12 protein-coding genes are annotated in these 13584 nt (G+C 44.6%); 6 read left to right on the forward strand and 6 right to left on the reverse strand.

The features are described from left to right. Positions 1-147: 147 nt before the first annotated feature. Positions 148-708 (forward strand): DUF3833 domain-containing protein, encoded by a 561-nt coding sequence (locus ACTD55_RS10440; RefSeq protein WP_438864275.1) that lies wholly within the window; start codon positions 148-150, stop codon positions 706-708. A gap of 32 nt (positions 709-740) precedes the next feature. On the opposite strand, the gene ACTD55_RS10445 is transcribed toward ACTD55_RS10440, so the two are convergent. The 5 genes from ACTD55_RS10445 to ACTD55_RS10465 form a co-directional block, all read right to left on the reverse strand. Continuing rightward, a complete protein-coding gene (locus ACTD55_RS10445; RefSeq protein ID WP_438864276.1) occupies positions 741-1691 on the reverse strand; it encodes a DUF4097 family beta strand repeat-containing protein in 951 nt (316 codons plus the stop codon). Between the two features lie 29 nt (positions 1692-1720). Continuing rightward, positions 1721-2197 (reverse strand): hypothetical protein, encoded by a 477-nt coding sequence (locus tag ACTD55_RS10450; RefSeq protein WP_438864277.1) that lies wholly within the window; start codon positions 2195-2197, stop codon positions 1721-1723. After that, positions 2190-2750 (reverse strand): RNA polymerase sigma factor, encoded by a 561-nt coding sequence (locus ACTD55_RS10455; RefSeq protein WP_438864278.1) that lies wholly within the window; start codon positions 2748-2750, stop codon positions 2190-2192. The genes ACTD55_RS10450 and ACTD55_RS10455 overlap by 8 nt, the downstream gene beginning before the upstream one ends. A gap of 136 nt (positions 2751-2886) precedes the next feature. Beyond that, positions 2887-4776 carry a potassium transporter Kup gene (locus ACTD55_RS10460; RefSeq protein ID WP_438864279.1) on the reverse strand — a complete coding sequence of 630 codons (1890 nt, stop codon included), beginning with the start codon at positions 4774-4776 and terminating at the stop codon, positions 2887-2889. A gap of 244 nt (positions 4777-5020) precedes the next feature. Then, on the reverse strand, positions 5021-5437 hold the full coding sequence (locus tag ACTD55_RS10465; RefSeq protein WP_438864280.1) for an acyl-CoA thioesterase: 417 nt from the start codon (positions 5435-5437) through the stop codon (positions 5021-5023). A 67-nt stretch (positions 5438-5504) separates the two neighbouring features. On the opposite strand from ACTD55_RS10465, the gene ACTD55_RS10470 reads away from it, so the two are divergent. The 4 genes from ACTD55_RS10470 (at position 5505) to ACTD55_RS10485 (ending at position 12130) form a co-directional block, all read left to right on the forward strand. Then, positions 5505-7295, forward strand: a complete 1791-nt coding sequence (locus tag ACTD55_RS10470; protein ID WP_438864281.1) for a tRNA(Met) cytidine acetyltransferase TmcA — start codon at positions 5505-5507, stop codon at positions 7293-7295. Further along, entirely contained in the window at positions 7289-9007 is a 1719-nt protein-coding gene (gene aceK, locus ACTD55_RS10475) for a bifunctional isocitrate dehydrogenase kinase/phosphatase (RefSeq protein WP_438864282.1), read from the forward strand. Before ACTD55_RS10470 ends, aceK begins: the two co-directional genes overlap by 7 nt. Positions 9008-9174: 167 nt before the next feature. Next, on the forward strand, positions 9175-11628 hold the full coding sequence (locus ACTD55_RS10480) for a M1 family metallopeptidase (protein ID WP_438864283.1): 2454 nt from the start codon (positions 9175-9177) through the stop codon (positions 11626-11628). Between the two features lie 4 nt (positions 11629-11632). Next, entirely contained in the window at positions 11633-12130 is a 498-nt protein-coding gene (locus ACTD55_RS10485) for a DUF6702 family protein (RefSeq protein ID WP_438864284.1), read from the forward strand. 71 nt (positions 12131-12201) lie between these two features. Here ACTD55_RS10485 and ACTD55_RS10490 read toward each other — a convergent pair whose 3' ends face one another. Beyond that, complete coding sequence (locus tag ACTD55_RS10490) at positions 12202-12606, reverse strand: MAPEG family protein (protein ID WP_438864285.1); 405 nt, start codon at positions 12604-12606, stop codon at positions 12202-12204. 80 nt (positions 12607-12686) lie between these two features. Between ACTD55_RS10490 and ACTD55_RS10495 the strand changes: the two genes are divergently transcribed. Next, positions 12687-13568: a 1-aminocyclopropane-1-carboxylate deaminase/D-cysteine desulfhydrase gene (locus tag ACTD55_RS10495; protein WP_438864286.1), complete on the forward strand. Its 882-nt coding sequence runs from the start codon at positions 12687-12689 to the stop codon at positions 13566-13568. Positions 13569-13584 lie beyond the last annotated feature (16 nt).

Raw genomic sequence — 13584 nt, forward strand, 5'->3', positions numbered from 1 at the left:
GAATTTTTTAACTATTGATCCATTATGCGGGAAACCGGCTTAGTTAAAAAGTAGTGAGGAAAAAAATGCTGTCAAAGACGATCCAATTTCACTTTTGTTGCGTATAACTCCATATAAATCAGCTCAACCAATACTAAGGACAGCAAAATGAAATACCTAATTGTGTTGTTAAGTAGCCTGTTAATCAGCTGTAGTGCGTCAATCGAAGAATATAAGCAAACCTCTCCCCGGTTTGATTTGGCCAGTTACTTTAATGGCCCCTTAGTGGCATGGGGCATTGTGCAAGATTACAGTCACAAGGTCGTTAGACGTTTCTGTGTAGATATTATCGGTACCTGGCAAGATAAAGCCGGGCAATTGGATGAAACCTTTTATTATGCTGATGGAGAAGTCCAAACGCGTCGCTGGAAACTGTTTATTAATAATAACGGTAAAATCACTGGAACCGCAGACGATGTGATTGGCAAAGCAGTGGGCTATGCAACTGGCAACGCTTTTAACTGGCAATATACGTTAAAAGTGCCCATGCAGGGCAGTGAATACGAATTTAGCATGGATGACTGGATGTATATGCTGGATGACCAGCGTCTAATGAATAGGACCTATATGAAAAAATTAGGTATTACAGTGGCGCAGATTTCAATTTTTTTTGATAAATCCCAACCACTTAAAACCTGTCAGTCTAATCAAACAGCGGCTCGTCCTTGAGGATAAGCCGCTGATTTTATTTCACTTAACCGTTAACGCTTGTCCAGTTTGATTTTACCATTCACGGTTGAGATATCGACTCTTCCATTGCCACCGTTGTGAGAAAACTCCAACCAGCGATTAGGACCATGTTTGGCTTTTTGTGGCTCGTCCTGTGACAAATCATTAACTATTTTGCCCCCTCCATGACCTTGTATATCAAATCGCGCTGATACGTTGTTAGCGAAACTTAACTCGATATCACCGCTCACGGATGAACCACGAACTTCACCTTGTTTGGCCAAATCCAGCTTGGCTTCTATATTTCCATTTACCGTATTAATAACTAACTGTTTGATCTTAGATAATGTGAGATCCATATCGCCATTGACTGTCTCGGCTTTGATCTCGGCACTACTGCTCACAATCACAATGTCGCCATTAACAGTTTGATAGCTATCGTGATCACCCAGATCATTGTGGGAATTAATATCTCCATTAACGGTTTCAACTTTTAAATCACCGGCCAATTGGTCAGCATTAATATTGCCATTGACTGATTCAAGATGAATTCTGCCTGCCAGTTTAGTGGCTTTAATATTGCCGTTGACCACATTGGCGTCGGCGCTCCCCAATACATTGTCCATTTTGACATCCGCATTCACGGAGGTGTAATGAACATGACTGTTTTGCGGTACATAAATGTCCAGTCGATCGCCATCTTCATCATCGGAATGATGCCAGCTACGATTCTTTTTGATTTTGACTTTAATAGTGACTTCGTTGCCGTCACGTTCAAAAATGAACTTTTCCATACGTTCATCCAGCTCGCCTACCACTCGCACTTGGTCTTTATCCCAGCCTTTTATATTGACCACCCCGGCCAAATGTTCAATTTCAACATAACCGTCGTCGTCCGCATCAATGGTTTTATCCACTTTCTCACCGGCGTGTACCAGCATACTGATACTCATCAAACCGATTATTGATAGCCATTTTTTCATTGTGTAATCCTCATTTGTACTTAATTCGTTTAAATTCGTTGCCAACCTGGAGCGTGTACTTTTTCAATTAAATCAATCTGTTGCTGATAAATTTGTTGTAACATCCGCAGCAGTGCCGGATTATCCGGATCCTGTTGTAAGGCTTTTTTCACCGCTTCAGCCGCCTCATCCAGCTCACGCAATTGTTGTTGCCAGTTAGTGGTCAGCGCCGGTTGGTCAGCAAAACTAACCAGTAAGCCCTTCATCTGCTGTTGATGCTGCTGACTCAAGGCGGCCACCAACTGTTGGGGATCATTTTGTAGTCCGTTGGGCTTGAGACTCATCCAGCCAACAAAACCAATGACCACCAGTGCCGCGGCAACAGCCAGATACGGTTTATTTGGGGTGGAGGCCTCTTTACTGATCGCCAACTCAATTCCCGTCCACAAATCCCGTTGGGGTTGGCGTTGTTTATCCAACTGCTCGATTTCACGTCTAAGCTGTTGCTCAAATTTATCGTTACTCATCACCCATCCACTCTCTCAATAACTGCTTTGCCCGATGAAACTGTGCCTTGCTCGATCCCACTGCCATATTGGTTATTTCGGCAATTTCTTCATGGCGATACCCTTCAACGGCATGTAAAACAAATACCACTCTGGCTCGTTCCGGTAAGCGCTGAATGTAGCTATCCAAATCCACCTGATCACAGGATTCATCCGCGACATAATTCACCGCCACCGACTCTTCAATATTAAACATACGCTGCAACCAGCCGCGTTGTTTGCGCAGATAACTGATCGCAATGTTCGACGTTACACTGTGTAACCAGGTGGAAAATTTACTATCCCCCCGATAGTTGCCCAACTTGCGCCACAACTGGATAAACACTTCCTGGCTGGCATCTTCAGCCAGCGCTCGATCTCCCATCAGGCGTAAGCACAAGCTGTACACCATGCCGATATAGCGCTGATACAATTTTTGATAAGCTTGTTTGTCACCACCCTTAGCGGCTTCTATCAAGCGCAATTCCTGATCAAACACCTGTTCGGCATCAATCACATTAGCGGTTACTGGCAAAATATTTACTCATTGTTTATTAGAATTGCTCTGGTTTTGTTGTTTGTATTTGGAATATGAGTCGCAGGGTAGTCGAGAAAGGTTTAAAGCAGCAATAAAAATAAATTTCGCTCAGGGAATTGGGTCGACTAGCGACTTAAATTCCCCGTTGCAGACCAATTTCTATCACTCGGTTTGAGGGTATTTGATACAGTGAGGTGGCGTTCATCGTATTGCGTAGCATAAAGGCAAATAATTTGTCGCGCCAAGCCATCATGGCATGTCTTTTACGATCGGCAATCACCGAAGTTCGGCCCACAAAATAAGTGGCATCTTCCAGATCGACTGCCATACCACGATGTTCAACACAATAGGCCAGATCGGAAGGAATATTAAACCCCTGCATAAAACCATAATGTAAATTAACTTCGTAAATGCCTTCTCCGTGCTCGGTGACCTGGGTACGTTGATGATTTCCAACCCGTGGTTCTCGCGTCATTTTCACATTTACGATGACAATTTTTTCATGCAGAAACTTGTTAAGTTTTATCAATTGCATGAGTACTTGGGGCACATCATCGGGACGGGTAGTGAAAAATACGCCAGTCCCCGGCACCCGTTGCGGTGGCTGATGTTTAATCCGTCCTAACAGGGTTTCAACGGAAATAGTATTGGCCTCATAATTCTCCACCAACAATTCAACCCCGCGCCACCACGTGACCATTACCGTGAATATAACCATTCCCATCGCCACCGGAAACCAGCCACCACGGGGAATAGTCTCTGCATTTGCGGTTAAAAAGGCTAAATCCACCGTCAAGAATAAACACAACAAGGCACCGGCTTTGGCTAAACCCCAGCCTCCTCGCTCCCGCGCCACATTAAATGCAAGAATGGTGGTTACCAACATCGTTGCATTAACACTCACGCCATAAGCGGCGGCCAAGCCTTCAGACGAACGAAAAGTAACGACCAATGTTACTGCGGCAATCATTAGTAGCCAGTTGACCGCCGGCATATAGATTTGACCATGAGCATACTTGGAGGTTTGCAGAACTAATAAACGAGGTACAAAACCCAGTTGTACCGCCTGCCGGGTCAGAGAAAAAGCGCCGGTAATAACCGCTTGTGACGCAATAACCGTTGCGGCAGTACTCAACACCACTAAAGGCAATAATGCCCATTCAGGTGCCATATGGAAAAAGGGTTGTAGATCCCCTTCCGGTTTATCCAATAAAAAAGCCCCCTGACCAAAATAATTCAATAATAATGCCGGTAACACACAACAAAACCAGACCATTCGGATGGGCGCAGGCCCAAAATGCCCTAAGTCGGCATACAGCGCTTCTCCGCCTGTGACCACCAAAAAAACACCGATCAGGACCAAAAAACCAGCCCATTGGTTGTCTATCATAAATTGCACTGCATACCAGGGGACGACGGCATAAAGCACTTGCGGGTGTTTAATAATACTGTACAAGCCGAGCAGCGCTAACGTTACAAACCATGCCACCATAATGGGGCCAAACATTGCTCCAACTCTGGCCGTACCATGTTTTTGAGTGGCAAACAGGACAACCAGAATAATCACCGTAATAGGTAAAACATAAGTTTGCAGCGAGGGAGCCACCACTTCCAGACCTTCCACCGCACTTAATACCGAAATCGCCGGGGTTAGCATGGTCCCGCCATAAAGCAAACTGGCACCAAATAACCCAACTAATATCAGTATGCGCCGCGAACGGTTATTCTGACTTTTATCCGGATTCAACAACGCTAGCAAGGCAAAAATCCCGCCTTCTCCATGGTTATTTGCGCGCAGGACAAAGACCATGTATTTCAGTGACACGACAATAATCAATGACCAGAAAATCAACGACAAAATGCCGAGAATATTGGCTTCGGTGATAGGCACTGGACTGACACCACGAAAACACTCACGCAAGGCATAAATTGGACTGGTACCAATATCACCGTAGACAATCCCCAGTACGGCCAATCCCACTGCTGCACGGCCAGGCTTTGCTGCCTTATCGGTTTCGATCATCAGTTTTCCTTGTTGTGGCGAGACAATAGATAAACTACTTTCGGTTACAGTTTGACGATAACACTATCATTGCCAATTAAAGCAATCAAAACCCTCACTTGATATGAAAATAGTATGCGCAACATGTTGAAAAAATTGAAAGGACGCCTGAGGTCATCATATTTGTTCCGTACAGCGATATAATCCAATCAACAGTTTACTGAGTTACTGTTGCGATAAAGCCCCGTCATTGGGGCATTATTCACTACTCGGTCATATTCAAACTACGAATTTCTTCTTCGGTTTGAGTAACCAGTTGTTCCATGGTTTTACCGTGTGGCATTGGTTTTTTGCTGTCAGGATCAACTCGCACAAACACAATATCATCTGCGTAACAGATGGTTTTTTTGGTTGCTTTGTTACGCACCAGACAAGAGACAGTAATAGAAGTACGTCCGACTTTTTTGGTTTCCAAACCGAATTCAACCACGTCCCCCTGAATGGCAGGTGATTCAAAACTGATTTCGCCAATATGTTTGGTGACCAGAAAGTTAGTTTCCAGCTGACAAATGGCGTAAATCGCGGCTTCTTCATCAATCCATTCCAAAGCACGACCACCAAACAAGGCATTGGCATAATTTAAATCATTGGGCATTACTAATCGGCGGGATAAAAAGCGCATTCGTATTCCTTATCAAGTTTCAATAAACTAGGGCATTATATAATGTAAATCATTGGCTAGAGAATTAATGCTTCAATCTAAGATAGACCAATGGCTAGAAGAGCGCCTCAATGTGCCCTGCCAACGGCAGCTAGTGGTAATCCACGATCAGCAGGATTGGGCTCGTCAGCAAACCCAGTCAATTTTGACCAGACTCAACCTAAACCATTGCTTGTGGTGTGGTAACAACGCCGATAAGCACCCCTATATACAAGCCAAACAATACCATCAACATCTTGGCCGCGAATATCAGGCATTAGTATATAACGCTTATGATGGAGTTCGCGCCAATGCGTTAGCCGCACTTAGTGGCGTGGTGGCTCAACAAGGGTTAATGATCATAATCTGTCCTCCACTAACACAATGGGCTGATTTTGATGATCCACAAAAAACCGAAAGGATCTCTTTTGGTTATGCGCCGCAAGCAGGCCATAGTCTATTTATAGCCTGGTTAAAACAGCATATTGAGCAAGACGACTATGTGGTATTAATCAACCAGCGTGATTTTTGTGGCACTAATATGCCCCTGCAAAAGCCAGTGCAGAAAATTGATGCGCCATACAAAACAACCGATCAACAACAAGCGGTCGAGGCCATTTTAGCGCAGGCCAAGTCTCCCTCCCCGCAGCCGTTGGTCATTACCGCAGATCGTGGCAGAGGCAAATCATCAGCATTAGGTATCGCCGCCGCGCAATTAATCCATTCGGGGTATCAGCGTATTGTAGTGACGGCACCTATTTTTGCCTCTGTCAGTCAACTATTTCAACACGCCCAATCCGGTTTACCCGGCTGCGAACAACAACGACAATCTCTACGACTGGGAGAAAAGCGTGTTGAGTTTCAGCCAGTGGATCGTATTTTGGCAGAATTACCATCAGCAGATATAGTGATGGTTGATGAAGCCGCTGCGATCCCAGCGCCCTTATTGCAAGCGCTTACCCGCCATTATGCCAATATTGTATTTTCTACTACCATTCACGGCTATGAAGGCAGCGGACGTGGATTTGAAATTCGTTTCAAGGGCTATTTACAACAACATTTCCCCGATTATCAAACATTACACTTGCAGCATCCCATCCGCTGGCAACGTGGCGACCCACTGGAACGATTCTGGTTTAATACCTTGTTGCTCAATTCGCTGGAGATGCCGACAAGCTATATCCCGGAGCAAGCATTACAGGTCGAATTAATCGAACAATCCAGTCTGGTTAATCACCCTGCATTGCTTGCCCAGGTATTTAGTTTATTAATCAATGCTCACTATCAAACCACACCTGATGACTTGGTGCGGATACTGGATGCACCGGATCAACAACTGTTTGTATTGCGCCAACACGATCACTTATTAGGAGCCGCATTAGTGAATCTGGAAGGAGGCGAATTTTTACGCCCCTTAGCGGTTGATGTTGCAGAGGGAAAACGGCGCGTCAAAGGGCATTTATTACCACAAAATCTGGGCATGAATTTTAATCGGCATGATTTGGTATGCTACCGCTATTTGCGCATCAACCGCATTGCTATCCAACCGGAATATCAATTCCAGGGTCTGGGACAATACCTGATTACCCAACTCAGTCGTTACGCGCGTAAACAGGGTTATGACTTTATTGGCAGTTCATTTGGTGCCAATCCGCAGCTATTGGCATTTTGGTATAAAGCCGGATTTTATTTGGTACGGCAAGGTAACAAGAAGGACGCCTCCAGTGGCGAATATAGCGCATTTGTGCTGGCAGGATTGCATCAAGGCGCAATAAAACTGCGTCAAGCACTGACTGACATTTATCAGCAGCAACTACACTCCAATACCTCATCATGTTAAACAACGATCTCGTGTCCTCAATTGCATACGTCATTCTCAAGGGCTTCGAGCGGCATTTTCGCCGTTATAGCCGAATTACCGGTGAAGCCCAGCACTTTTTTGAACAAGGACAATGGCAACAATCTCGCGCGGCAGTAAAACAACGTATCAGCATCTATGAAGGGGATTTAGCCGATGTCATCGGCAAAATTTACCAACAAATGCAGCCGCTACAACAGCCCGAATCATTTTGGCGTGAACTAAAACAACAGTTCCTTAAATTACTCAGTAATCATCCGCAAACCGAATTAGCCGAGACCTTTTATAATTCGGTAATAGGGCGAATTTTTACCCACCAGAAAATCGATGACACCATTATGTTTGTTCTACCCAGTCGTTGCTATTTAGCGGGTCAGGTAAGAGATAAAGTGGTGCGTGTATTTAATGGCAATCAATCCATTACCGAGGCCATGGCTGAGATTTTTGACAGTTATCACCTGAATATTCAACTGGCAAATAAATCCCGCGACATTAACCATATCGAACAATATTTGCGCCACCACTATTCAACCGAAGAACTGCATAAGATGCAGTCGATTGAGATGTTAATTCCAATCTTTTACCGCAATCAAAATGCCTATTTAATCGGACGAATTTGCACTGAAAATGACAGCATACCCTTTGTGATTGCGTTAATGCTAACTCCAGACAAACAACTTTACGTTGATGCATTGCTGACCAACCGCAAAGATCTGAGTGTACTATTCGGTTTTGCCCGTTCCTATTTTCTAGCCGACAGTCAATACCCGGCTGAAATGGTGGCATTTCTGCAGGAGTTATTACCGAATAAAAAACATTTCGAACTATACAGCGCACTGGGTTTTTACAAACATGGTAAAACCGTTTTTTATCGCAACTTTATTCAGCATTTAGACCACAGCCAGGATCTACTGGATGTCGCTCCCGGTATTGCCGGACTGGTGATGACAGTGTTCCATCTACCATCTTATGGAGTGGTATTTAAGATCATTAAAGATGAATTTGCCGAAAGCAAAAAAATCACCCGTGAGCATGTCAAAATCTGCTACAAAATGGTGAAAATGCATGATCGGGTCGGACGCATGGCCGATACCCATGAGTTTACCAACTTTCGATTACCCAGACAGCGCCTGTCCACGCCATTACTGGCACACTTGCAAGAAGTCGCAACCAGCAATATTGAGTTAACCGACAGCGAAGTTATCATCAAACATGTGTATATCGAACGTAAAATGACACCGCTGAATATTTATCTCCAACAAGAACAGGATGAAGATAAGATTGCGGCCGTGATTAACGATTTGGGTCGTTGTATTAAGGAAATTGCCGCGGCGAATATTTTCCCCGGCGACATGTTACATAAAAACTTTGGCGTTACTCGCCATGGTCGAGTGATCTTTTATGACTACGACGAAATTTGCACAATGTCACAGCGCAACTTCCGGTTTTTGCCCCAATCGGAGGATCCTTATGTACTCGATAGATTATCCGTCGCCCCGGATGATGTTTTCCCCGAGCAATTTGAACATTTTATTGTCGGCAAAAAGTCACTTAAAATATTGCTTAAGCATTACCATCCTGAATTAATGGATCCCGATTATTGGCGTTCTCTGCAACAACAAATTGTGCAAGGAGAAATCGCCAATATCCTGCCCTACCCAGAAACGTCGCGATTCATCGTAGAAAACCGTTAACTCGTCGCAAGTGGACACTTTTCACCACAGTTAACCTCATTTCGCTACCTGTTTACACTTTATCCGCTCTCACTATTTAGGTATTCTGCGCCGCTGGCATACCATTTCGGTTGGTCGGATTAATAAAAATATCCCTCACATTAGGGGGAATTGTTGTAGGAGCAACTATGTACAAACCTCTTGTATTTTGTGCTGCGGTATTGATTTCATCTTTTGCCCAAGCATCAACTATTCAACAAACTAAAGGGCACTTTGAAGACAAGTTTCGTCAGTTAGATGAAGCGTTGCCCACCCCTAACGTATACCGTAATGCTGCCGGTGAACCCGGACATCAATACTGGCAACAAAAAGTTGATTATAAAATCAAAGCCAAGCTGGATGAAAAACAGCATCGTATCGAAGCATCAGAGCAAATTAAATACACGAACAACTCGCCTGATACGCTGAAATATTTGTGGTTACAACTTGACCAAAATAAATTTAAATCAGACTCAATGGCTGAGCTTTCCACCGCTTTTGCCGATCCTGCTCGCCGTGGGCCAGCAACGAGTGCCGGTGATGCCAATACGCCAGCCAAGTTAAGTTTGGCAGAATTGCGCCGTCAGCAATTTATGGCCGATCATGAGCTGGGTTATGAAATCTTGAATCTCAAAGATAGTGCCGGTAACAAGCTGCATCATGTTGTCGTGGGTACGAATATGCGTATCGACTTAGCCAAGCCGCTAAAACCCGGTAGCAGCGTTGATTTCTCAATGAACTACGCATTTAACATTATCGAAGAAGACGCCGTATCAGGCCGTTCCGGTTACGAGCACTTCCCCGATGATGCTCGTGAAGGTGGCAACGATATATTTTTATTAGCCCAGTGGTTTCCCCGTTTGCACGCTTACACCGATTACGAAGCGTGGACGAACAAAGAGTTTTTAGGTCGTGGTGAGTTCACTCTGGAATTTGGTGATTATGATGTTGAGTTAACCGTACCGGCTGACCACATTGTGGCTGCCACCGGTGAATTGCAAAATGCCAAAGAGGTACTGACCAAGGAACAACAAAAACGCCTTGAGCAGGCCAAAGACACCAAGCGTCCGGTGTTTATTGTGACCGAACAAGAAGCCTTGGAAAATGAAAAACAAGGCACCAACAAGCAAAAAACCTGGCGCTTTAAAGCGGATAATGTACGTGATTTTGCCTGGGGTTCTTCACGCAAATTTATGTGGGATGCCAAAGGGTATCATCAAGGTGGCAGCGTTGAGCCACTGGTAATGGCGATGTCTTTTTATCCCAAAGAAGGTGGCGATCTATGGAAAAAATATTCCACTGAAGCCATTGTACATACGCTTGAAGTCTATTCGCGTTTCTCATTTGACTACCCTTACCCGACCTCACAGTCAGTGAATGGCCCAGTGGGCGGCATGGAATATCCGATGATTACCTTTAACGGACCACGTACCGAATTACAGGACGATGGCAGCCGTACCTATTCTCAATCGGAAAAACGTTTCTTGATTGGGGTGGTGATCCACGAAATTGGTCACACTTATTTCCCCATGATTGTGAACTCTGATGAACGTCAGTGGACCTGGATGGACGAAGGTTTGAACAGCTTCCTTGACGGTGTAGCCGGTCGTGAGTGGGATCCACAAATTCCTTGGGGCGTAGAACCTCGTGATGTCGTGGATTACATGAAATCCAGCAATCAGGTCCCCGTCATGACTCAGTCTGACAGCGTATTGCGCTTAGGCCCGAATGCCTATACCAAACCCGCAGTGGCGCTAAATATTTTGCGTGAAACCATTTTAGGCCGTGAATTATTCGACTTTGCGTTTAAAGAATATGCCAACCGCTGGATGTTTAAACGCCCCACCCCGTCTGATTTCTTCCGTACCATGGAAGAAGCCAGTGGTGTTGATTTAGATTGGTTCTGGCGTGGCTGGTTCTATACCACTGATCATGTAGATATTTCTATTGATCGGGTTTACTCAATGCGTATGGACACCAAAGATCCTGATATTGATTTTGCGCGTGAACGTCAAATTGAAGCCGACAAACCGCTTTCATTAACCGATGAACGCAACAAAAATACCGGCCTTAAATTGTGGGTCGATAAAAACCCCGATGTCACTGATTTTTACGACGAAAATGACCGCTTTACGGTCACCAACAAAGAGCGTAATGCGTACCGCAAATTCCTTAAAGGATTGAAAGACTGGGAACGCACTGCCTTTGAACGTGCCATCAAGGAAGACAAAAACTATTATGTATTGCAGTTTTCAAATAAAGGTGGCTTGGTTATGCCGATTATTTTAAAACTCGACTTTGCCGATGGCAGCACCCAAAACATGCGCATTCCAGCGGAAATTTGGCGTCGTAACTCAGAAGCGGTAAGTAAATTAATCGTGACTGATAAAGACAAAGTACTGACCAGTGTCGAAATCGACCCTCGCTGGGAAACAGCCGATGTGGATATTGAAAACAACTATTATCCCCGTCGCATCATTCCTTCTCGCGTAGAAGCCTACAAGAAGAAGAAAAGTACCAGCAAAGTCTCTCGCGACATTATGCAAGACATCAAAACCGAGTTGAAATCGGATGATGAAGATAAAGACGCTGACAAGGAATAATTAGATGTTACGCCTGTTGATTAGCATTACATTACTGATTAGTTCTGCACTGGTGCCCAGTTTTGCGCACCAGCAAAAAGCGGCAATTACGACGGTATTATTTAATACGCGAACCCAGCATATTGAAGTAATGCATAAGTTCTTTTTGCATGATGCGGAACATGCGGTACGTAGTATTTTTGGTCAACAGGCGGATATTCTGCGCTCCAAAGACACCCAGCAAACCTTTAGTGATTATGTGGCTAAACGGTTTGAACTACTTAAAGACGGAGAGCCTCTGGCTTTAAGTAAGGTGGGATTTGAAGTGGACGGTAAATTTTTCTGGGTCTATCAGGAAACCGATATTCCGGTTGAATTACACAACTTGTCAGTACGCCACAATGCACTGCGTGAATTATGGCCAAGCCAGATTAACACGGTAAATATTGAGGGTAAGGATGACAAGATTGAAACCTTAACCTTTAGTGGCTCAACTGAATTGCTCAGTGTTGAATTTGATTAGCGCCTACAGGGTAATAATCTGACATTTTAAAAGCCAGCTTAATAGCTGGCTTTTTTGTCTCAACTGCCATTTTATTCCAATGTCATTCCGGCAATTTTTATCGCTTCCCATAAAATAAGTAACGACAGCGCATAGCCTACAAACCAGAACAACGAACGGATCTTATCCAGATTCACTAAATAACAAATATGGTATGCGATCCGCGCAACAATCCAGCCCATGGCATAATGAATTGCCGTATGAGTCACACCAGCCATACCAATCAACGCCAGTACACCGGGAGCAAACATGATTAATGCCTCAAAAGCATTTTCATGGCTGGCTTTAGCACGCGCACCGAATCCGGTTAAACGCGCCTGCTGGCTTCGAGGGTTTTGATTATCATAACCTTCCTTGCCCTGTGCGATGGCCAGCGGGATTTTAGTTATAATCGGAAGTAAAATAGCAATAAATAAACAGATAAGTATTGTTTGCATCGTGTTTCCCCTAAAGGTTAGTCTGTTTCTATTAATCACATTGCTTGTCGCAATATCACTCACAACCATTCCAGTCTGACATGTTAGAACACATTTTACAGATAAAAACACCCTCGCCTGAACATCGGTTAGATACCGACTGGCCAAACCCCAATCAATGTCAGCTATGGATAAAACGCGATGATCTGCTCCATCCGGTCATTTCGGGTAACAAGTGGCGTAAATTAAAGTATGCCTTACAAGCTATTAGTGAGGGGCATACCACCCATGTCATCAGTTTTGGCGGTGGCCATTCCAACCATCTCCACGCGTTAGCCTATTGCTGCCAACAACTCAATATCGCCTTTACCGCCATTGTGCGGGGTGATTATTCAGCCAATATGACTCCGACCCTAACCGATCTGGTCAGTTGGGGGGCGACGATTAACTTTGTAGATAAAAAAACCTATCAACGCCGCGCTGAATCAAATTATTCACGGACGCTACAACAACAGTATCCGGAAGCGGTAATCATTCCCGAAGGCGGCTCACAAGCACTAGCATTACAAGGCGTCGCGGAAATCATCGACGAACTCACTCACCATTATGATTACATTTTACTGCCTGTGGCCAGTGGCGGTACCTTAGCCGGTTTCATTCAACATAATGTGGATCCCAAAATAATTGGCATCGCAATGCTCAAGGGTCAAGGGTATCTGGAACAGCTTGTCAGTGAGCTACTATCTGAAACAGCAACGACAGAATGGCAAATCGCTCATCATTTTCATCATGGTGGCTATGCCAAGCAACCGGCTGAATTAGTCCATTTCTGTCAGCAGTTTACTCAGCAATATCAAATTCCGCTGGAGCCGGTGTATAGCGGCAAGTTATTTTATGCCGCACGCGAATTACTGGCGGAGCAGTACTTTCCGGTGGGAAGCAAAATATTGCTGCTGCATACAGGCGGACTTCGAGGAAGCTAATTTAGTCCAGACTATT

Origin of the sequence: Neptunicella sp. (assembly GCF_048268085.1) — a bacterium.
Classification (GTDB): Bacteria; Pseudomonadota; Gammaproteobacteria; order Enterobacterales; family Alteromonadaceae; genus Neptunicella.

Coding starts and splice junctions, on each gene's coding strand:
- ACTD55_RS10440 (WP_438864275.1), top strand. CDS start 148: ATGAAATACCTAATTGTGTTGTTAAGTAGCCTGTTAATCAGCTGTAGT.
- ACTD55_RS10445 (WP_438864276.1), bottom strand. CDS start 1,691: ATGAAAAAATGGCTATCAATAATCGGTTTGATGAGTATCAGTATGCTG.
- ACTD55_RS10450 (WP_438864277.1), bottom strand. CDS start 2,197: ATGAGTAACGATAAATTTGAGCAACAGCTTAGACGTGAAATCGAGCAG.
- ACTD55_RS10460 (WP_438864279.1), bottom strand. CDS start 4,776: ATGATCGAAACCGATAAGGCAGCAAAGCCTGGCCGTGCAGCAGTGGGA.
- ACTD55_RS10465 (WP_438864280.1), bottom strand. CDS start 5,437: ATGCGCTTTTTATCCCGCCGATTAGTAATGCCCAATGATTTAAATTAT.
- ACTD55_RS10470 (WP_438864281.1), top strand. CDS start 5,505: ATGCTTCAATCTAAGATAGACCAATGGCTAGAAGAGCGCCTCAATGTG.
- aceK (WP_438864282.1), top strand. CDS start 7,289: ATGTTAAACAACGATCTCGTGTCCTCAATTGCATACGTCATTCTCAAG.
- ACTD55_RS10480 (WP_438864283.1), top strand. CDS start 9,175: ATGTACAAACCTCTTGTATTTTGTGCTGCGGTATTGATTTCATCTTTT.
- ACTD55_RS10485 (WP_438864284.1), top strand. CDS start 11,633: ATGTTACGCCTGTTGATTAGCATTACATTACTGATTAGTTCTGCACTG.
- ACTD55_RS10490 (WP_438864285.1), bottom strand. CDS start 12,606: ATGCAAACAATACTTATCTGTTTATTTATTGCTATTTTACTTCCGATT.
- ACTD55_RS10495 (WP_438864286.1), top strand. CDS start 12,687: ATGTTAGAACACATTTTACAGATAAAAACACCCTCGCCTGAACATCGG.